At 43.6% G+C, this 21,069-nt stretch carries 16 protein-coding genes and 9 tRNA genes; 21 read left to right on the top strand and 4 right to left on the bottom strand.

Annotated features, from left to right (window positions below; genetic code table 11):
* The first annotated feature begins 21 nt into the window (after window positions 1–21).
* From B7720_RS04540 to B7720_RS04625, 16 genes are all read left to right on the top strand, one after another.
* Window positions 22–94 (top strand) — tRNA-Val (locus B7720_RS04540).
* Between the two features lie 2 nt (window positions 95–96).
* Window positions 97–169, top strand: a tRNA-Asp gene (locus tag B7720_RS04545).
* A gap of 24 nt (window positions 170–193) precedes the next feature.
* Window positions 194–266: transfer RNA gene (locus tag B7720_RS04550), tRNA-Lys, on the top strand.
* Between the two features lie 5 nt (window positions 267–271).
* A tRNA-Leu gene (locus B7720_RS04555) sits at window positions 272–353 on the top strand.
* A gap of 12 nt (window positions 354–365) precedes the next feature.
* Window positions 366–438: transfer RNA gene (locus B7720_RS04560), tRNA-Thr, on the top strand.
* Between the two features lie 27 nt (window positions 439–465).
* Window positions 466–537, top strand: a tRNA-Gly gene (locus tag B7720_RS04565).
* Between the two features lie 7 nt (window positions 538–544).
* A tRNA-Leu gene (locus B7720_RS04570) sits at window positions 545–630 on the top strand.
* A gap of 11 nt (window positions 631–641) precedes the next feature.
* Window positions 642–715, top strand: a tRNA-Arg gene (locus B7720_RS04575).
* 15 nt (window positions 716–730) lie between these two features.
* Window positions 731–804: transfer RNA gene (locus B7720_RS04580), tRNA-Pro, on the top strand.
* A gap of 176 nt (window positions 805–980) precedes the next feature.
* Complete coding sequence (locus B7720_RS04585) at window positions 981–5,372, top strand: PolC-type DNA polymerase III (RefSeq protein ID WP_084856742.1); 4,392 nt, start codon at window positions 981–983, stop codon at window positions 5,370–5,372.
* 23 nt (window positions 5,373–5,395) lie between these two features.
* Window positions 5,396–5,548: a hypothetical protein gene (locus B7720_RS09725; protein WP_000776617.1), complete on the top strand. Its 153-nt coding sequence runs from the start codon at window positions 5,396–5,398 to the stop codon at window positions 5,546–5,548.
* Between the two features lie 21 nt (window positions 5,549–5,569).
* Window positions 5,570–6,811 carry an aminopeptidase gene (locus B7720_RS04595; protein WP_084856745.1) on the top strand — a complete coding sequence of 414 codons (1,242 nt, stop codon included), beginning with the start codon at window positions 5,570–5,572 and terminating at the stop codon, window positions 6,809–6,811.
* Window positions 6,812–6,820: 9 nt separating this feature from the next.
* Window positions 6,821–7,051 carry a GlsB/YeaQ/YmgE family stress response membrane protein gene (locus B7720_RS04600; protein ID WP_084856747.1) on the top strand — a complete coding sequence of 77 codons (231 nt, stop codon included), beginning with the start codon at window positions 6,821–6,823 and terminating at the stop codon, window positions 7,049–7,051.
* Window positions 7,052–7,274: 223 nt separating this feature from the next.
* Complete coding sequence (locus B7720_RS04610; RefSeq protein ID WP_070696048.1) at window positions 7,275–7,997, top strand: pseudouridine synthase; 723 nt, start codon at window positions 7,275–7,277, stop codon at window positions 7,995–7,997.
* Between the two features lie 109 nt (window positions 7,998–8,106).
* Complete coding sequence (pepC, locus tag B7720_RS04620) at window positions 8,107–9,441, top strand: aminopeptidase C (protein ID WP_000991645.1); 1,335 nt, start codon at window positions 8,107–8,109, stop codon at window positions 9,439–9,441.
* A gap of 164 nt (window positions 9,442–9,605) precedes the next feature.
* Entirely contained in the window at window positions 9,606–11,834 is a 2,229-nt protein-coding gene (locus B7720_RS04625; RefSeq protein WP_033605604.1) for an HAD-IC family P-type ATPase, read from the top strand.
* Between the two features lie 59 nt (window positions 11,835–11,893).
* Here the strand turns inward: B7720_RS04625 and B7720_RS04630 are convergent, their stop codons facing one another.
* The 4 genes from B7720_RS04630 to B7720_RS04645 all read right to left on the bottom strand — a co-directional run bounded on the left by B7720_RS04630 (window position 11,894) and on the right by B7720_RS04645 (window position 15,792).
* Window positions 11,894–12,805 (bottom strand): PTS system mannose/fructose/sorbose family transporter subunit IID, encoded by a 912-nt coding sequence (locus B7720_RS04630; protein WP_000818322.1) that lies wholly within the window; start codon window positions 12,803–12,805, stop codon window positions 11,894–11,896.
* A gap of 14 nt (window positions 12,806–12,819) precedes the next feature.
* Window positions 12,820–13,632, bottom strand: coding sequence for a PTS mannose/fructose/sorbose transporter subunit IIC (locus B7720_RS04635; RefSeq protein ID WP_084856750.1), 813 nt, complete (start codon window positions 13,630–13,632; stop codon window positions 12,820–12,822).
* Window positions 13,633–13,707: 75 nt separating this feature from the next.
* The gene (locus tag B7720_RS04640) at window positions 13,708–14,697 is read right to left on the bottom strand and encodes a PTS sugar transporter subunit IIB (RefSeq protein WP_084856752.1); all 990 of its coding nucleotides are present in this window, start codon (window positions 14,695–14,697) and stop codon (window positions 13,708–13,710) included.
* Window positions 14,698–14,979: 282 nt separating this feature from the next.
* Complete coding sequence (locus B7720_RS04645) at window positions 14,980–15,792, bottom strand: Cof-type HAD-IIB family hydrolase (RefSeq protein WP_049477763.1); 813 nt, start codon at window positions 15,790–15,792, stop codon at window positions 14,980–14,982.
* Between the two features lie 187 nt (window positions 15,793–15,979).
* On the opposite strand from B7720_RS04645, the gene B7720_RS04650 reads away from it, so the two are divergent.
* The 5 genes from B7720_RS04650 to folE all read left to right on the top strand — a co-directional run bounded on the left by B7720_RS04650 (window position 15,980) and on the right by folE (window position 21,069).
* Complete coding sequence (locus B7720_RS04650; RefSeq protein WP_000359243.1) at window positions 15,980–17,398, top strand: NCS2 family permease; 1,419 nt, start codon at window positions 15,980–15,982, stop codon at window positions 17,396–17,398.
* Window positions 17,399–17,452: 54 nt separating this feature from the next.
* Window positions 17,453–18,160 (top strand): CPBP family intramembrane glutamic endopeptidase, encoded by a 708-nt coding sequence (locus B7720_RS04655; protein ID WP_000653642.1) that lies wholly within the window; start codon window positions 17,453–17,455, stop codon window positions 18,158–18,160.
* Window positions 18,161–18,235: 75 nt separating this feature from the next.
* A complete protein-coding gene (gene folP, locus B7720_RS04660; protein WP_070656911.1) occupies window positions 18,236–19,210 on the top strand; it encodes a dihydropteroate synthase in 975 nt (324 codons plus the stop codon).
* A gap of 1 nt (window position 19,211) precedes the next feature.
* Window positions 19,212–20,534, top strand: a complete 1,323-nt coding sequence (locus B7720_RS04665) for a bifunctional folylpolyglutamate synthase/dihydrofolate synthase (protein ID WP_070656912.1) — start codon at window positions 19,212–19,214, stop codon at window positions 20,532–20,534.
* A complete protein-coding gene (gene folE, locus B7720_RS04670; protein ID WP_000380933.1) occupies window positions 20,515–21,069 on the top strand; it encodes a GTP cyclohydrolase I FolE in 555 nt (184 codons plus the stop codon). The genes B7720_RS04665 and folE overlap by 20 nt, the downstream gene beginning before the upstream one ends.

Here is a 21,069-nt window from a genome sequence, read left to right on the forward strand (position 1 = left end):
AAGTTTAGAGACTTCCTTTTTGGGAGTTTAGCTCAGCTGGGAGAGCATCTGCCTTACAAGCAGAGGGTCAGCGGTTCGATCCCGTTAACTCCCATAGGTCCCGTAGTGTAGCGGTTATCACGTCGCCCTGTCACGGCGAAGATCGCGGGTTCGATTCCCGTCGGGACCGTTTAAGATAACGGAAGTTATTTTAGACTCGTTAGCTCAGTTGGTAGAGCAATTGACTTTTAATCAATGGGTCACTGGTTCGAGCCCAGTACGGGTCATATTTGCGGGTTTGGCGGAATTGGCAGACGCACCAGATTTAGGATCTGGCGCTTAACGGCGTGGGGGTTCAAGTCCCTTAACCCGCATAATAGAAAGTAGCCGGCTTAGCTCAGTTGGTAGAGCATCTGATTTGTAATCAGAGGGTCGCGTGTTCAAGTCATGTAGCCGGCATTTTTTTATATAGAATAAGAGGTCGATGCGAACGTAGTTCAGTGGTAGAACACCACCTTGCCAAGGTGGGGGTCGCGGGTTCGAATCCCGTCGTTCGCTTAGAGAGGCCGGGGTGGCGGAACTGGCAGACGCACAGGACTTAAAATCCTGCGATTGGTAACGATCGTACCGGTTCGATTCCGGTCCTCGGCATATAATGATGAGCACCCTTAGCTCAACTGGATAGAGTACCTGACTACGAATCAGGCGGTTAGAGGTTCGACTCCTCTAGGGTGCATTTTTTTATTTAACGCGGGAAGTAGCTCAGCTTGGTAGAGTACTTGGTTTGGGACCAAGGTGTCGCAGGTTCGAATCCTGTCTTCCCGATCGATTACGAGGATACTTTAGGGTATCTTTTTTTTATTTACTAAGGAGATTCTGAGAGTCTTCTTTTTTGTTTACGGAATAAATTTGTGTAAACTAGCAGTGCTTAAGGAATGGTACTAGTCATATATTTTCTTTAATTATGGTAAAATAGTAAGAGAATAATGTGAGGAAAATGAATGTCAAGTAAGTTTGAAATTTTAATGAATCAACTAGGAATCTCTGATCATTTAAAGCAGGATCCTGCTCTTGTTGATGCCAGAATTGAGCGTGTTGTGGTTCATAAAATTAGTAAGATTTGGGAATTTCATTTTGTATTTTCTAATATTTTACCGATTGAAATCTTTTTAGAGTTAAAGAAAGGGCTTGGTGAAGAATTTTCTAAGACAGGGAATCGAGCTGTTTTCGAAATCAAGGTTCTCTCTCTAGAATTTTCAAATGAACTCTTACAAGCCTACTATAGAGAGGCTTTTTCTGAAGGTCCGTGTGCAAGTCAAGGGTTTAAATCTCTTTACCAGAACTTGCAAGTTCGTGCGGAGGGAAATCAACTCATTATTGAAGGTTCAGAGGCGATTGATAAGGAGCACTTTAAGAAGAATCATCTTCCTAATTTGGCAAAGCAACTCGAAAAGTTTGGTTTTCCAGCTTTTGTATGTCAAATAGAAAAGAATGATGCTCTTACACAAGAGCAGGAGGAAGCCTTCCATACCGAGAATGAACAAATCGTTCAGGCTGCCAATGAGGAAGCGCTCCGGGCTATGGAGCAACTGGAACAAATGGCTCCTCCTCCAGTAGAAGAGAAGCCAGCCTTTGATTTTCACGCTAAAAAGGCTGCGGTCAAGCCTAAACTAGATAAGGCTGAAGTTACCCAGATGATCGACGTGACGACTGAGGAAAATCGCCTGGTCTTTGAAGGGGTCGTTTTTGATGTGGAGCATAAGGTGACCAGAACTGGTCGCGTTTTGATCAATTTTAAAATGACGGATTACACTTCAAGTTTTTCAATGCAAAAATGGGTTAAGAATGAGGAAGAGGCTCAGAAGTTTGACATCATTAAGAAGAATTCTTGGCTCCGAGTTCGTGGGAATGTGGAGATGAATAACTTCACACGTGATTTGACCATGAACGTCCAGGATGTGCAGGAAGTTGTTCACTATGAGCGGAAGGATTTGATGCCAGAAGGTGAGCGTCGGGTTGAGTTTCATGCTCATACTAATATGTCGACTATGGATGCTCTACCAGAAGTAGAGGAGATCGTTGCGATAGCTGCTAAGTGGGGACACAAGGCGGTTGCCATCACGGACCATGGAAATGTTCAATCTTTCCCACACGGCTATAAGGCGGCCAAGAAAGCTGGAATCCAGCTGATCTATGGAATGGAAGCCAATATCGTGGAGGATCGTGTTCCAATCGTTTATAACGAAGTGGAGATGGACTTGTCAGAAGCGACCTATGTAGTTTTTGACGTGGAAACGACGGGACTTTCAGCTATCTATAATGATTTGATTCAGGTTGCGGCCTCTAAGATGTACAAGGGGAATGTTATTGCCGAATTTGATGAATTTATCAATCCTGGGCATCCCTTGTCCGCTTTTACTACTGAGTTGACTGGAATTACAGATGACCATGTTAAAAATGCCAAACCACTGGAACAAGTTTTGCAAGAATTCCAAGAATTTTGCAAGGATACAGTCTTAGTCGCCCACAATGCTACCTTTGATGTTGGCTTTATGAATGCTAACTATGATCGTCATGGTCTTCCTAAAATTAGCCAGCCAGTCATCGATACGCTGGAGTTTGCTAGAAATCTCTATCCTGAGTATAAACGTCATGGTTTGGGGCCTTTGACTAAGCGTTTTGGTGTAGCACTTGAACACCACCACATGGCCAACTACGATGCGGAAGCTACGGGTCGTTTGCTTTTCATCTTTATCAAAGAGGTAGCAGAAAAACATGGTGTGACTGATTTGGCTAGACTGAACATTGATTTGATTAGTCCAGACTCTTATAAAAAAGCTCGGATTAAACATGCGACAATTTATGTTAAGAATCAAGTAGGGTTGAAAAATATCTTTAAGTTGGTTTCTTTGTCTAACACCAAGTACTTTGAAGGAGTGCCACGGATTCCGAGAACGGTTCTAGATGCCCATCGGGAGGGCTTGATTTTGGGGTCGGCTTGCTCGGAGGGTGAAGTTTTTGACGCGGTTGTATCCCAAGGTGTGGATGCGGCGGTTGAGGTGGCCAAGTATTATGACTTTATCGAGGTCATGCCACCAGCTATCTATGCGCCATTGATTGCCAAAGAGCAGGTCAAGGATATGGAGGAACTTCAGACCATTATCAAGAGCTTGATAGAGGTTGGAGATCGTCTTGGCAAGCCTGTTCTGGCTACGGGAAATGTCCACTATATCGAACCAGAAGAAGAGATTTACCGTGAAATTATCGTCCGTAGTTTGGGACAAGGGGCTATGATTAACCGAACCATTGGTCATGGGGAACATGCCCAACCAGCTCCTCTTCCAAAGGCTCATTTTCGAACGACCAATGAGATGTTGGATGAATTTGCCTTCTTGGGTGAAGATTTAGCACGCAAACTAGTTATTGAAAACACTAATGTCTTGGCAGAAATCTTTGAACCTGTTGAGGTTGTTAAGGGTGACTTGTACACACCTTTCATTGACAAGGCGGAAGAAACGGTCGCCGAGCTGACCTACAAAAAAGCCTTTGAGATTTATGGAAATCCGCTGCCAGATATCGTTGATTTGCGGATTGAAAAAGAATTAACTTCCATTCTGGGGAATGGATTTGCCGTGATTTATCTGGCTTCGCAGATGCTGGTGCAACGTTCCAATGAACGGGGCTACTTGGTTGGTTCTCGTGGGTCTGTTGGGTCCAGTTTTGTTGCGACTATGATTGGGATTACGGAGGTTAATCCTCTCTCTCCACACTACGTCTGTGGTCAGTGTCAGTACAGCGAGTTTATCACGGATGGTTCTTACGGTTCAGGGTTTGATATGCCTAATAAGGACTGTCCAAAGTGTGGTCATAAACTCAGCAAAAATGGACAGGATATTCCTTTCGAGACCTTCCTTGGTTTTGATGGGGACAAGGTTCCCGATATTGACTTGAACTTCTCGGGAGAAGACCAGCCTAGCGCCCACTTGGATGTACGTGATATCTTTGGTGAAGAATATGCCTTCCGTGCAGGAACGGTTGGTACAGTTGCTGCTAAGACTGCTTATGGATTTGTCAAGGGCTATGAGAGAGACTATGGGAAGTTTTATCGTGATGCAGAGGTGGAACGTCTTGCCCAAGGTGCTGCCGGTGTCAAGCGGACTACAGGACAACACCCAGGAGGAATCGTTGTTATTCCGAACTACATGGATGTCTACGACTTTACGCCTGTTCAGTATCCAGCGGATGACGTGACGGCTGAATGGCAGACGACTCACTTTAACTTCCATGATATCGATGAGAATGTCCTCAAACTCGATGTACTGGGGCATGATGATCCGACCATGATTCGAAAATTGCAGGACTTGTCTGGTATTGACCCTAATGAAATTCCTATGGATGATGAAGGTGTCATGGCCCTCTTTTCTGGAACTGATGTACTAGGGGTAACACCTGAGCAAATCGGAACGCCGACGGGCATGCTGGGAATCCCAGAGTTTGGAACCAACTTTGTACGTGGGATGGTAGACGAAACGCATCCGACGACCTTTGCGGAATTGCTTCAGTTGTCTGGATTATCCCACGGTACCGATGTGTGGTTGGGAAATGCCCAGGATTTGATCAAGCAAGGAATTGCGGACCTATCGACTGTTATCGGTTGTCGGGACGACATCATGGTTTACCTCATGCATGCGGGTCTCGAGCCTAAGATGGCCTTTACCATCATGGAACGGGTACGTAAGGGCTTGTGGTTGAAGATCTCCGAAGAGGAGCGAAATGGCTATATCGAAGCCATGAAGGCCAATAAGGTGCCAGAGTGGTATATCGAGTCCTGTGGAAAAATCAAGTATATGTTCCCTAAAGCCCATGCGGCAGCCTACGTTATGATGGCCTTGCGCGTAGCCTACTTCAAGGTTCACCATCCCATTTATTACTACTGTGCTTACTTTTCAATCCGCGCTAAGGCTTTTGATATCAAGACCATGGGAGCGGGCTTGGATGCCATCAAGCGCAGAATGGAAGAAATCGCTGAAAAACGGAAGAACAATGAAGCCTCTAATGTGGAAATTGACCTCTATACCACTCTTGAGATTGTCAATGAAATGTGGGAACGTGGCTTTAAGTTTGGCAAGTTAGACCTCTATCGTAGTGATGCGACTGAATTCATCATTGACGGAGACACTCTTATCCCACCATTTGTAGCAATGGATGGTCTGGGAGAGAACGTTGCTAAGCAGTTGGTGCGTGCGCGTGAAGAGGGTGAGTTCCTCTCTAAGACAGAACTGCGCAAGCGTGGTGGACTTTCATCAACCTTGGTTGAAAAGATGGATGAAATGGGGATTCTCGGCAATATGCCAGAGGATAACCAGTTGAGTTTGTTTGATGAGTTGTTTTAAGAATTAGAATGGAGAACATCTTTATGAAGCTTAGGATTTTTGCGGAAGATAAACCAGCTGAAAAGGTTTTTGACTATCAGCTAGAGCTGGCAGATGAAACAATTATCCTATCAACAGCGCTCTTGTCTGGTGCCATTGCTTTAGCAGGATTATTTTCTGCTTTGAAGGAAAAATAACAAAAGAAAAGGAAGAATAGAATGGTTTTACCAAATTTTAAAGAAAATCTAGAAAAATATGCGAAATTATTGGTTGCGAATGGAATTAATGTGCAACCTGGTCACACCTTGGCTCTTTCTATTGATGTGGAGCAACGTGAGTTGGCGCATTTGATCGTGAAAGAAGCTTATGCCTTGGGTGCACATGAGGTCATCGTTCAGTGGACAGATGATGTCATCAACCGTGAGAAATTCCTCCACGCGCCGATAGAGCGTCTGGATAATGTGCCAGAATACAAGATTGCTGAGATGAACTACCTCTTGGAAAACAAGGCTAGCCGTCTCGGTGTCCGTTCTTCTGACCCAGGTGCCTTGAACGGAGTGGATGCGGATAAGCTTTCAGCTTCTGCCAAAGCGATGGGACTTGCGATGAAACCAATGCGTATCGCAACTCAATCCAACAAGGTTAGCTGGACAGTGGCGGCCGCTGCTGGACTCGAGTGGGCTAAGAAGGTCTTTCCAAATGCTGCAAGCGATGAAGAAGCAGTGGATCTTCTTTGGGATCAAATCTTCAAAACTTGCCGAGTCTACGAAGAAGATCCAGTTAAGGCTTGGGAAGAACATGCAGCCATCCTCAAGAGCAAGGCAGAAATGCTCAATAAAGAACAATTCTCAGCCCTTCACTACACAGCGCCAGGGACAGATTTGACTCTTGGTTTGCCAAAGAACCACGTTTGGGAATCAGCTGGTGCTATCAATGCACAGGGAGAAGGATTCTTGCCAAATATGCCAACAGAAGAAGTCTTTACAGCTCCTGACTTCCGTCGTGCAGATGGTTATGTAACCTCTACAAAACCACTTAGCTACAATGGAAATATTATCGAAGGCATCAAAGTGACCTTTGAAAATGGTCAAATCGTTGATATCACAGCTGAGAAGGGTGACCAGGTTATGAAAGACCTTGTCTTTGAAAATGCGGGTGCGCGTGCCTTGGGTGAATGTGCTTTGGTACCAGATCCAAGTCCAATTTCTCAGTCAGGCATTACCTTCTTTAATACCCTTTTCGATGAAAATGCGTCAAACCACTTGGCTATCGGTGCTGCCTATGCGACCAGCGTTGTTGGTGGAGCAGAGATGAGCGAAGAAGATCTTGAAGTAGCAGGACTTAACCGTTCAGATGTTCACGTTGACTTTATGATTGGTTCTAGCCAAATGGATATCGATGGTATCCGTGAGGATGGAACACGCGTACCCCTCTTCCGCAATGGAGACTGGGCAATTTAAGGAGAAGTTATGCTTGGAAGTATGTTTGTTGGTCTCCTAGTGGGACTTTTGGCAGGTGCTTTGACCAATCGTGGAGAGAGCATGGGATGCTTTGGGAAAATGTTTCTCGGCTGGATTGGTGCCTTTCTGGGCCACTTGCTCTTTGGAACTTGGGGTCCAATTATAGCTGGAACGGCCATTATCCCAGCTATTTTAGGTGCTATGGTTGTCTTAGCTATTTTCTGGAGACGAGGAAGTTAATTTCTTAAATCTGATACTCAATGAAAATCAAAGAGCAAACTAGGAAACTAGCAGCAGGCTGCTCAAAGCACTGCTTTGCGGTTGTAGATAGAACTGACGAAGTCAGTAACATCTATACGGCAAGGCGACGTTGACGCGGTTTGAAGAGATTTTTGAAGAGTATGAAACGAAAAGGAGGTTGGTCATTGAGCCAGCCTCCTTTTGAGTATGATATAATAGTTCTATGAGATTAGATAAATTTTTAGTTGCCTGCGCTGTAGGGAGTCGGACGGAGGTCAAAAATTTGCTCAAGGCTGGGCGCGTGACGGTAAATGGTAAAAAAGAAAAGTCAGCTAAACTGCAGATCAATGAGGAAAGAGATGAGATTCGCTTTGATGGCCAAGTGCTGGAGTATGAAGAGTTTGTCTACTACATGATGAACAAGCCCCAAGGAGTCATTTCAGCGACTGAGGATTCTAAACACAGAACAGTGTTGGACTTGTTGGATGATATTGCTCGAACCAAGGAAGTTTTTCCAGTAGGGCGCTTGGATATTGACACGCATGGCCTCCTGCTTTTGACCAATGACGGCCAGCTTGCCCATGCTCTTCTTTCACCAAAACGTCATGTGGATAAGACCTATTTGGCTCAAGTCAAAGGTATTATGACCCAAGAAGATGTGGATGCATTTGCCAAGGGTATTCCGCTCAAGGACTTTACCTGCCAGCCGGCCAAACTGGAGATTTTGTCAGTGGATTCATATAAGGATGAGAGCCAGGTTCGGGTGACTATTAGAGAAGGAAAATTTCATCAAGTCAAACGCATGGTAGCATACTGCGGGAAGGAAGTAGTGGACCTACAACGTTTGGCCATGGGGACTCTAGTTTTGGATGAGAATTTGAAACGAGGAGAATGGCGTCGCTTGACCAAGGAGGAGTTAGAAGTTCTCCTTGCTAGTATTGCTTAGTTTGGATTATGTTAGAAAAGGTGAGGAGAAAGTCCCTGCCTTTTTCATTTTTCAGTTGCTTCCTTTGTGAAAAGAGTTATAATAGACAGTAGAATAAAAGGAGGAATCTATGAACGCGATTCAAGAATCATTTACAGATAAACTATTTGCCAACTATGAAGCAAATGTCAAATACCAAGCAATTGAAAATGCTGCCAGCCACAATGGAATTTTTGCAGCTCTAGAACGTCGCCAAAGTCATGTAGACAATGCACCTGTTTTCTCATTGGATTTGACCAAGGACAAGGTTACTAACCAGAAAGCGTCTGGTCGTTGCTGGATGTTTGCAGCTCTCAACACCTTCCGTCACAAACTCATTTCTCAATATAAATTGGAAAACTTTGAATTGTCACAAGCCCACACTTTCTTCTGGGACAAGTATGAAAAATCTAACTGGTTCTTGGAGCAAGTCATTGCGACTGCAGATCAAGAATTGACGAGCCGTAAGGTTAGCTTCCTACTCCAAACTCCACAACAAGACGGTGGACAGTGGGATATGGTCGTGGCCCTCTTTGAAAAATATGGTGTCGTTCCTAAGTCAGTTTACCCTGAGTCTGTTTCATCTAGTAATAGCCGTGAGCTCAATGCAATTCTTAACAAATTGCTTCGCCAAGATGCCCAAATCTTGCGTGACTTGCTCGCTTCTGGTGCTGACCAAGCGACTGTTCAAGCTAAGAAAGAAGACCTCTTGCAAGAAATCTTTAACTTCCTTGCTATGTCACTAGGTCTTCCACCGCGTAAATTTGACTTTGCTTATCGCGATAAGGATGATAACTACCAAAGCGAAAAGGGTATCACGCCACAAGAGTTTTACAAGAAATATGTCAATCTTCCTCTAGAAGACTACGTTTCTGTTATCAATGCTCCAACTGCTGACAAGCCTTACGGTAAATCTTACACAGTTGAGATGTTGGGAAATGTGGTTGGTAGCCGTGCAGTTCGTTACATCAACGTACCAATGGAGCGCTTAAAAGAATTGGCGATTGCCCAAATGCAAACAGGAGAAACTGTTTGGTTTGGTTCAGATGTCGGCCAGCTCAGCAACCGCAAAGCTGGAATCCTTGCGACTGATGTTTATGACTTTGAATCAAGCATGGATATTCAACTGACTCAAGACAAGGCTGGACGTTTGGACTACAGCGAAAGTTTGATGACCCACGCCATGGTCTTGACAGGTGTGGACTTGGACGAAAATGGCAAGTCAACCAAGTGGAAAGTTGAAAACTCATGGGGAGACAAGGTCGGTGCAGATGGTTACTTTGTCGCCTCAGACGCTTGGATGGACGAATACACTTACCAAATCGTTGTCCGTAAAGAATTGCTGACAGCAGAAGAACAAGCTGCCTATGAAGCAGAACCAATCGTACTTGCACCATGGGATCCAATGGGAGCCTTGGCAGAATAAAGCATAAAGAAAAGAGGTTAGGGGAATCCTAGCCTCTTTTTAAGTTCTTCTTGAAGTGGCGATAGGTGATGCTTGCCAAGGGAGTTCTCCTTATTTTGAGTCTTTAAGTGACAGAGAAAAAGATATGTGTTACTATAGTAGTACAAAAGGATATCGGAGTAGAAATGAAGTATTTAAGCAGTCAAGACATCAAGGATCGTCAACGAAATATCAGCGACATTAAACCCTACAAAACAACCAAGGAAATCGTCGTTTCAAATATCTTTACCTTCTTTAATGCCATGAACCTGGCTCTGGCAGTTCTGGTAGCCACAACCTTGCGATTTGAGAACATGCTCTTTTTAGGTGTGATTGCTATCAATACAGCTATCGGGATTTTCCAAGAAGTGCGTTCAAAAAATGCTTTGGAAAAGCTAAGTTTGCTTGGTAAAAGTAAGTACAAGGTCAATCGAGATGGTCAAACGATCGAGATTGATCCAGAAGACATCGTTCTGGGGGAATATCTGCATCTCAATCTGGGAGATCAGGTACCTGTCGATGCAGAAGTGCTTGAAGGAACGATCGAAGTGGATGAGTCCTTGCTGACTGGTGAGAGTGATTCAGTCTTTAAAACAGCAGGTGACAAGCTGATGAGCGGAAGCAATGTCGTTAGCGGTACTTGTCTGGTCACGGCGACGGCGGTCGGACCCGATAGTTATATCAACAAACTCGCAAAATCCAGCAAGGAATTCAAAAAATACCCTTCTCAACTACGCGATTACATGGATAAGATTTTAAAAATCGTCTCGATCTTGCTGGTGCCAGTTGCCATTCTGCTCTATGTCAGAGGTTTTAGTCTAGGACGGTCTTATGTTGAAATTGTTTTAGGAAGTTCAGGTGCCTTGGTCGGCATGATTCCAGAGGGTTTGATTCTCTTGGTTAGTGTGTCCCTAGCAGTAGCAGCCATGAAGCTGGCTAAAAAGAAGGTTCTGGTACAGGAGCTATACTGTGTAGAGACCTTGGCGCGAGTAGATATTCTTTGTTTTGATAAGACGGGAACTATCACGACGGGGAATATGAAGGTCCAAGAAATGGATGCTAATGTAGCAGAGAAACTATCTTCTTATTTGGCTTATTTCGAAGATGAAAATGCAACTTCCCGAGCTCTGAAGACTTACTTAACCTGTGAGAAAAAGTGGGAAGTTCAAGAAGTCGGTGCATTTTCAAGTAAAAATAAGTATTCCTTTGTCCAAGTAAAAGAGGGTGGGACCTATTTCTTCGGAGCCTATGAGTTTCTAGGCTTTACCCAGCCGATGGATGCCTACTATGAACATCTAAAACAGCAAGGTTTTCGAATCTTAACACTCGCTCATAGCAGGGACCAGATTACGAGTCCAGCTAATGTGGAACTACTAGGCCACGTCGTTTTGTCAGATGAGATTAAGGACAATACCAAGGAAACCTTTGACTATTTCGAATCTCAAGGTGTTGAAGTGAAGATTATCAGTGGTGATAATCATGTGGCTGTATATGGGGTGGCTCGTAAGGCAGGTTTTAAGGAAGAAGCCCGTGCGATTGATATGACCAAGGTGAGTGATGACGACTTTGAAAGAGTGGTCTTGGAACACGAAATATTTGGACGTGTGACACCTGAACAGAAGCAAAAGATGGTATCTATTTTGCAAAATGCTGGTAAAACAGTTGCCATGAGCGGTGACGGGGTCAATGATGTTCTGGCTCTCAAGAAAGCAGATATCAGCTTTGCCATGAAGGGGGCTACGAGTGCAGCCAAAAGTGTATCCAATATTGTTTTTCTCACTGATGACTTTGCAGTATTTTATGATATCTTGATGGAAGGACGCCGGGTCATCAATAACATCCAAAAGGTAGCCTCTCTCTTTCTAACAAAGACCTTCTTCTCCATCGTTTTTGCCATTTTGAGTGTGGTATTTGGTTTGGAATTTGCCTTTATCCCCATTCAGTTTACAATCATTTCAGCCATTACGATTGGGATTCCATCCTTCTTCCTGACTTTTGAGTCCAATAAAGAAAAGGTTAGCACTCACTTTATGAGAGATATCCTAACCAACGCGGCGATTGGTGGTGGCGTTCTGGTTGCTAGTGTTCTTTTGACCAATTTCTTTATCACTGTCCCAGGTCAGGTCAAATTTATTTGCTTCCTCCTTGCCCTGATCAATGGTCTGTGTCTAGTTGCCAAGGTCAGCTTGCCTTTTAATCGATACAAGATGCTTTTGCTCACGTTTTTGAGCCTTGCAGCCCTTGTTGGTGTACTTGCCAATACTTTTATCCTACAGGGAGCTTTTGTGCCTTTAGAAGCCAAACAGCTACTCTATGTTGCCATACTAGCAGTGGTGATTGGGTGCTTTCATTATCTTACTAGGAGAAAAAGTTGATACATAAAAAGAATCAGGTTTAATCCTGATTCTTTTTTGTTTATATATTCTCACCGAGATTACATGATACCGAAGAAACGAGCTGCGATACCAACTGCAAAGAGGGCAAGGATGATTGTGATTGGAGATACTTTTTTCTTAAGCAACCACATGCAAAGGAAAGTAAGGAGAAGTCCCATCAATCCTGGAATCAATGAGTCCAACTGACCTTGAAGCGTTTGTGGTTGAACTCTATCTAGGCTCATACCACTAAGCGCTTGACCAAGAATGCCCTTCAACTCAGCTCCTGTAACAGGACCTTCTGGGAAGTTGATGTAGGCACCTTCTGACAATTGTTTGCCTGGAAGGTTGATAGTGAAGTTGATGGATACCCAACGTTGTACAAGAACGGCAAGGATGAACATACCAAGGATAGAAGCACCTTTAGTGATGTCTTTCAAGATACCACCAGACATGTCTTTAGTGATCTCAGATCCAGCTTTGTAACCGAACTCTTGTGTGTACCATAGGAAGGCCATACGGATAGCATTCCATCCGAAGAAGAAGAGAAGTGGACCAACAAGGTTACCAGATGCAGCAAGTGATGCACCAAGAGCTCCAAGGATAGGACGAACTGTAAACCAGAATACTGGGTCACCGATACCAGCAAGAGGTCCCATCATACCGATTTTAACCCCTTGGATAGCCGCGTCGTCGATTTCAACACCGTTAGCGCGCTCTTCTTCAAGTGCAAGAGTAACCCCCATGATTGGAGCAGCGACGTATGGGTGAGTGTTGAAGAATTCAAGGTGGCGCTCAAGAGCAGCCGCTTGGTCTTCTTTTTTAGTGTACAATTTTTTGATAGCTGGGATCAATGAGTAAGCCCAACCCAAGTTTTGCATACGTTCGTAGTTCCAAGAACCTTGAAGGAATTGTGAACGCCACCAAACTTTTTGACGATCTGATTTTGATAATTGAATTTTTTCAGCCATGATTGTTCCCCTTTCTAGTAGTCTTCTAGGATATCACCGATTGGGTCGTTAGAAGTTGCAGCTCCGCCGCCACCGTTTCCACCTTGTTTTGTAAGGTTAAGGTAGATGAAGGCAAGGGCAACACCGATGACACCAAGGGCAATCAAAGTCAATTGAGAGATTGCTGCAAGAGCAAAACCGATAGCGAAGAATGGCCATACTTCACGAGTTGCCATCATGTTGATAACCATAGCATAACCAACGGCAACGACCATAGCACCACCGACAGCCATACCACCGTTCAACCAGTCTGGCATCAAACCAAGAGCGTCTTGAACAGCAGAAGCTGGGATAGCGATAAGGAAGGCAGCTGGGATTGCAATACGAAGACCTTGAAGAAGAAGTGCAACAAAGTGAGCACGCTCAACAGCTGCAATGTTTCCGTCTTTAGCAGCAGCATCAGCTGAGTGAACTAAGGCAACTGAGATTGTACGAACAATCATAGTCAAGAAAAGTCCAGCTACGGCAAGAGGGATAGCTGTTGCTGTTGCAACGGCGATACCTTCAGTAGTAAAGTTACCACCTTTGATCAAGATGATTGCTGCAGCAACAGATGCAAGAGCAGCGTCAGGAGCTACGGCAGCTCCGATGTTTGCCCAACCAAGGGCGATCATTTGAAGAGATCCACCAAGCATAACACCTGCTTCGAGGTTACCAGTTGCAAGTCCGATAAGGGTACATGCGACGATTGGTTGATGGAATTGGAATTGGTCGAGGATACCTTCAAGACCTGCAAGGAAGGCAACAACTACAACCAAGATAGCAGAAATGATTGAAATATCTGACATGGTTTTATTCCTTTTCTATTTAGTTTTAATAAAGTATTTAATCCTGTTTTCAAAAATGATAGAAACAGATTAACATTATTGAACATTTGCTTTCTTAATCAAGTCAAACAAATCTTTTTTCGTGTCGTTTGGTACTTTACGTACGTCAAATTCAACACCGAGGTCACGCATTTTTTCAAAGGTTGCAACGTCTTCTTTGTCCATAGACAAAACGTTGTTAATCATTGTTTTACCTGTTGAGTGAGCCATAGAACCAACGTTAAGGGTCTTGATTGGTACGCCACCTTCGATAGCACGAAGTGCATCTTGTGGAGTTTCAAACAAGATAAGGGCATGAGTTTCGCCGAAACGTGGGTCTTTTGCAACGTCGATCAATTTCTGGATTGGGACAACGTTAGCTTTTACTCCGTTTGGAGCTGCTTGTTTGATCAATTCTTTACGCAATTCGTCGTTTGCAACGTTGTCTGAAGCAACGATGATACGGTCTGCTTTTGAATCAGGAGTCCAAGCAGTGGCAACCTGACCGTGAAGGAGACGAGTGTCTAGACGAGCAAGGTTGATTTTCAGTTTACCGTCACCGATAACTGTTCCTTCTGGAATAGCAGCTTGTGCAACTGGAGCAGCTGCAGCACTTGCAACTTCCTCAACTGGGTTAAGCTCTTCTGGAAGAGCCTTGATGCCATCTTTGGCTTCTTTAATGATATTCGCAGCGACTTTATCCACACCTGCATTCGCGTCCATAAGGCGCTCTGTGTAGGCTTGGATCAACATCGGCAAGTTCAGTCCTGTGATGATGGCAAATTTACGTTCTGGATTTTCTCCCATCACGCGGCTAGCTTGGTTGAATGGAGATCCACTCCAAAGGTCAGCCAATACTAGAACCTCATCTTCTGCGTCAAATGCAGCCACAGCGTTATTGAATTTAGCGTAAAGGTCATCTGGACCTTCATTTGGCATAAAGGTCACAACTTGAACCTTTTCTTGTTCACCAAAGATCATAGATCCTGATTGATGAATACCCGCAGCAAATTCGCCGTGGCTCGCAATAATGATTCCGATACTCATTATTGTCATTCCTCCTTATAAAATGTTTGACTGTGTGTTTAAGAAAACTTTAAGCCTAACTTTAAGTATAAACCGTTTTCATATAAAAATCAACTACTTTTTCTAAAAAGATGTAAAAGTTTTCATAGAATGACTTTTTAAAAATATTAATATATCAATGCTTTTGAGAGATAAATGAAAATGGTAATAGAAAATTTAATATAAAAATACAGAAAATAAGTCGCTTTTGTGAAAACAAAATGAAAACAAAAAGGAAAGATTGCGACCATGCAATCTTCCCTTTTATAGGAATAAATTTTGTAAAGCGTGGGCAACTCCATCTTCTTCGTTGGTCAGAGGAAGTTGTTCGTCTGCATATGGAAGAAGAGCAGGATTGGCGTTTTTCATAGCATATCCCTTGCTTGCAAATGCCAACATTTCAGTGTCATTATGCTCATCACCAAAGGCGATTAAGTCTTTTTTATCACGATTCATCACATTGAGCAAGTACTCTAGAGCAAAGGCCTTGTTTACACCCTTGGGAGTACACTCGAGGATGTTGAGGGGACCGCCCCATGTATTGATAGCTAGTTGGTGCTGATAAAAACGATTCATCTCGTCCGCTAAAGCGTATTTGTCTTCAGCCCTTGTTTGCAAGAGGATGCAGTTGGGATCTTTGGTTACTCGTTCAGGTTTGAATTGATTTTCTGGCCGGAAGTTCTCTACGCCAAATAGTTTAGGATCTGCAATTTCTTCATTCGGTGTCGTGATATAGAATTTTTTTCGATATTCTCCTGCAATAAAATCAGCCTGGATGTCCTCCGTGCGTTTGACCATGTCTAGGAGGTATTTTTTGTCCAAGGTCAAGCACTTTTCATGCGCCCAAGCCTGTCCTGGTAGATGGGTAAGGGAACCATTAAAGTTAATCATGGGAGTATGCAATTCTAGCTCACGGTAGAAATCTTTTGCCATACGATACGGACGTCCCGTCGTGATGATAACATGGTGTCCTTTTTCTGAAATTTTTTTGATCGTCTCTTTGGTGAAATCGGAGAGCTTGCTTTCACTATTCAGCAGGGTTCCGTCCAAATCGACTGCGATAATTTTGTTAGTCATATAAACCTTCCTAGTCGTTTCCAGATAAGATGTCTTCTATTATATCAAAAAGAAGGAAGAAAAGCAGATAAGAACAAAAACTACAGTTGCTTTGATTTATTAAATAAATCAAACAAACATATTGAAAAGGTGAATGATAAATGATATAATACTCATATTGTTCGTAAAAAACAAAAGGAGATTAAAAATGGACAAACTATTTAAACTAAAAGAGCACGGGACAGATGTCCGTACAGAGGTGCTTGCTGGTTTAACAACATTCTTTGCAATGAGTTATATTCTCTTTGTAAACCCTCAAATGCTTTCCCAAACAGGTATGCCTGTTCAAGGTGTGTTCTTGGCAACGATTATCGGTTCTGTAGTCGGTACTTTGATGATGGCTTTCTATGCTAATTTGCCCTACGCACAAGCACCAGGTATGGGATTGAATGCCTTCTTCACATTTACAGTTGTATTTGGGATGGGCTATACTTGGAAAGAAGCTCTTGGTATGGTCTTCATTTGTGGAATTATTTCACTGATTATTACCTTAACAAATGTTCGTAAAATGATCATCGAATCTATTCCAACAACACTTCGTTCAGCTATTTCGGCTGGTATTGGTGTTTTCCTTGCCTATGTTGGAATTAAGAATGCTGGTCTCTTGAAATTCTCAATCGATCCAGGTACTTATACGGTAGCAGGTGAAGGAGCAGACAAGGCTCAAGCTGCACTTACTGCAAACTCAGCAGCTGTTCCAGGCTTGGTAGACTTCAATACTCCAGCCGTATTGGTGGCTCTTGCTGGTTTGGCTATTACCATCTTCTTTGTTGTTAAAGGCATCAAAGGTGGAATTATTCTTTCTATCTTAACAACGACTGTCCTTGCCATTGCTGTTGGTGTTGTCAAATTATCAGGGATTGACTTTGCTAGCAATAATCTTTCATCAGCGGTTAATGATTTAGGAACTTTGTTTGGTGCTGCTCTTGGTTCAGAAGGTTTAGGATCTTTGATTTCAAACACTTCACGTTTACCAGAAACCTTGATGGCTATTCTTGCCTTCTCACTAACGGATATTTTTGATACAATCGGTACTCTTATCGGTACTGGTGAAAAAGTTGGTATCGTTGCGACAAGTGGGGAAAACCATGAGTCAGTTAAATTGGACAAGGCTCTTTACTCTGACTTGGTGGCAACTTCAGTAGGTGCCATTGCAGGTACTTCAAACGTTACGACCTATGTTGAGTCTGCGGCGGGTATCGGTGCTGGTGGACGTACTGGTTTAACAGCCCTAGTGGTTGCGATCTGTTTTGCTCTATCTAGCTTCTTTAGCCCACTTCTAGCGATTGTTCCGACAGCTGCAACAGCACCAATTTTGATCATCGTCGGTATCATGATGCTTTCTAACTTGAAAAATATCCCTTGGGATGATATGGCTGAAGCGGTTCCTGCCTTTTTCACATCTATCTTTATGGGATTCAGCTACTCTATCACACAAGGGATTGCTGTTGGTTTCTTGACATACACCTTGACAAAAGTTGTCAAAGGTCAAGCCAAGGATGTGCACGTAATGATTTGGATTTTGGATGCCTTGTTTATCCTTAACTATATCAGTATGGCGCTATAAATGGTATAATAGGAAAAGGGGAGTCTCCCCTTTTTAATTATAAGGAGGTACATCATGAAAGATAAGACGATTTGGCAAGAGGTTTTAAACAGAGGGAAATGGGTGCTCATCCTTTTGGTAGCTTTTGTTCTATCTCAATTTCCCATAGGACTGGCTTTGTTTTTAGCAAACAAACAGTTTCCGATTTTACAGTCAGGGCTCTTAGTAGGTGCTCTATCCATAGTCGTTTTGATTGTATTCATTATTGGTGCACGAAAAACACAACTTGCTACTTTTAATCTATCCTTTTTTAAGGCAAAAGACTTGGCTCGCTTGGTACTGAGTTATCTGGTGATTTTTGCGACAAATCTCTTGGGTTCACTCCTGCTTCGACTAACAAATGAGGCAACAACCAATAACCAATCAATACTGAATGGTTTGGTTCAGAATAGTTCCTTGATTTCAACTTTCTTCCTACTAGTCTTGATTGCGCCGATTTGTGAAGAAATTTTGTGTCGAGGAATTATTCCTAAAAAGATTTTCCGTGGAAAAGAAAAACTAGGTTTTGTTGTTGGTGCAATCGTCTTTGCCTTGCTCCATATGCCAACCAATTTACCTTCAGTGATTATTTATGGAGGAATGTCAACGGTTTTGACTTGGACAGCCTATAAGACTGAGCGTTTGGAGATGTCCATTTTGCTTCATATGATTCTCAATGGTATTGCATTTTGTTTGTTGGCCTTATTGGTATTGATTAGTAGAAATCTAGGTCTATCATTCTAAACCATTGGCCCGCTTGGAAAAGATGAATACTAGCGTATCCATCTTTTTCTTTTTATGGTAAAATAGAGGGATAATATGGTAGAGAACCTTAAGGGAGTAACCGTTATGTCCAATAAAGTCAACCACGGAAAAACAGCTATTTGTGGAATTATCAATGTAACACCAGATTCTTTTTCGGATGGTGGGCAGTTTTTTGCTCTTGAGCAGGCGCTCCAGCAAGCTCGTAAATTGATAGCAGAAGGAGCGAGCATGCTAGATATCGGTGGAGAATCGACTCGGCCGGGTAGTAGCTATGTTGAGATAGAAGAGGAAATCCAGCGTGTTGTTCCAGTGATTAAAGCTATCCGTGAGGAAAGTGATGTTCTCATTTCTATCGATACATGGAAAAGTCAGGTGGCAGAGGCTGCCTTGAAAGCTGGTGCCAATCTGGTCAATGACATTACGGGTCTCATGGGAGATGAGAAAATGGCGGATGTGGTTGCTAAGGCTAGAGCGAAAGTGGTTATCATGTTTAATCCAGTTATGGCTCGACCTCAGCACTCTAGCTCGCTCATATTCCCTCATTTTGGCTTTGGACAAGCTTTTACAGAGGAAGAGTTAGCTGACTTTGAAAAAATGCCAATCGAAGACTTGATGGAGGCTTTCTTTGAACGAGCTCTAGCGAGAGCGGATCAAGCTGGGATTGCAAGAGAAAATATTCTGCTGGATCCAGGGATTGGCTTTGGTCTGACCAAGAAGGAAAATCTACTCCTTCTACGGGATCTAGATAAACTACACCAGCAAGGCTATCCGATCTTTCTTGGAGTTTCGCGTAAGCGATTTGTTATCAATATCCTGGAAGAAAATGGTTTTGAAGTTAATCCTGAAACGGAAGTCGGTTTTCGTAATCGAGACATAGCTTCGGCTCATGTAACTAGTATCGCTGCGAGACAGGGTGTCGAAGTAGTGCGCGTGCACGATGTAGCCAGTCACAGGATGGCGGTTGAAATTGCGTCAGCCATTCGTTTGGCAGATGATGCAGAAAATCTAGATTTAAAACAATATAAATAAGATGAACGAAATTCAAAACAATCAGTGGATTGCCCACTACCGGACGGACCAACCACATTTTGGCTTGGAACGCATGGTAGAACTCCTAGCTCTGCGAGGCAATCCCCATCTCAAACTCAAGGTCATCCATATCGGAGGGACCAACGGCAAGGGGTCTACCATTGCTTTTTTGAAAAAGATGCTGGAAAAGCTAGGACTGAGAGTTGGGGTGTTCAGCTCGCCCTATCTCATTCATTATACGGATCAGATTAGCATCAATGGGGAATCTATCCCCGAGGCTAGGCTAGAAGCCCTCATGGCAGACTATCAGTCTTTGCTTGAGGGAGAATCGGCTGACAATTTGCAGGGAACAACCGAGTTTGAGATTATCACAGCTCTAGCTTATGATTACTTTGCCTTAGAGCAAGTAGATGTGGCTATCATGGAAGTCGGCATGGGTGGTCTTTTGGATAGTACTAATGTTTGTCAGCCAATTTTGACAGGGATTACGACCATTGGACTGGACCATGTAGCCCTACTTGGGGACACCTTGGGGGCCATAGCAGAGCAGAAGGCTGGTATTGTCAAACAAGGTATTCCTTTGGTGACAGGTCATATTGTTCTTGAAGCCTTGACTGTGATAGACTCTATTGCAGAAGCTAAAAATGCGCCGAGACTTGCCTATGGGAGTGATTATCAAGTTTCTTATCAAGAAAGTGTGGTGACAGGTGAGGTATTTGACTATACAAGTGCTGTCAGACAAGGTCGCTTTCAGACAGGTCTGCTTGGTTTGCATCAGATTGAGAATGCAGGGATGGCGCTTGCCCTCCTAGACACTTATTGCCAGGAGACTGGGCGAGAATTTGCAAGTAATGCCTTGGTCGCTCAAGCCTTGGAGGAAACCAGATGGCCAGGACGTTTGGAGGTCGTGTCTAGCGCCCCATTGTTGCTTTTGGATGGGGCCCACAATCCCCATGCTATCAAGGCTTTATTAGCAACCTTGCAAGAACGCTTTGCGGATTATCATAAGGAAATCCTCTTTACGTGTATTAAAACCAAGGCTTTGGAGGATATGCTGGATTTACTAGAGACGATGCCAGATAGTCAATTGACCTTAACCCATTTTGACGATAGTCGGGCGACGGATGAAAGCGTGCTGAAAGAGACAGCCAAGTCTAGAAATCTCAATTACCAAAGTTGGCAGGATTTTCTAGAGCAGAAATTGACAGATAAAAATGAAGAGAAACAAACAGTTAGGATTGTCACGGGTTCCTTGTATTTCTTGAGCCAAGTGAGAGCCTATCTGATGGAGAGGAAGAACGAGAATGGATACACAAAAGATTGAAACGGCTGTAAAAATGATTATTGAGGCTGTCGGTGAGGATGCTAACCGCGAGGGCTTGCAGGAAACACCTGCTCGTGTAGCCCGTATGTACCAAGAGATTTTTTCAGGTCTTGGCCAAACTGCTGAGGAACACCTGTCAAAATCCTTTGAGATTATCGACGATAATATGGTGGTGGAGAAGGATATCTTTTTCCACACCATGTGTGAACACCACTTCTTGCCCTTCTATGGGAGAGCGCACATTGCCTATATTCCAGACGGTCGTGTGGCAGGCCTGTCCAAGCTAGCTCGTACAGTTGAAGTCTACTCTAAAAAACCACAGATTCAAGAACGGTTGAATATTGAAGTGGCTGATGCCTTGATGGACTATCTGGGGGCTAAGGGAGCCTTTGTTGTCATTGAGGCGGAACATATGTGTATGAGCATGCGTGGTGTCAGAAAGCCAGGTACTGCGACTTTGACTACTGTAGCCCGTGGCGTATTTGAGACGGATAAGGACCTCCGAGACCAGGCTTATCGTTTAATGGGACTATAA

It is taken from the genome of Streptococcus oralis subsp. oralis, from assembly GCF_002096455.1.
GTDB classification, from domain to species: Bacteria; Bacillota; Bacilli; order Lactobacillales; family Streptococcaceae; genus Streptococcus; species Streptococcus oralis_CY.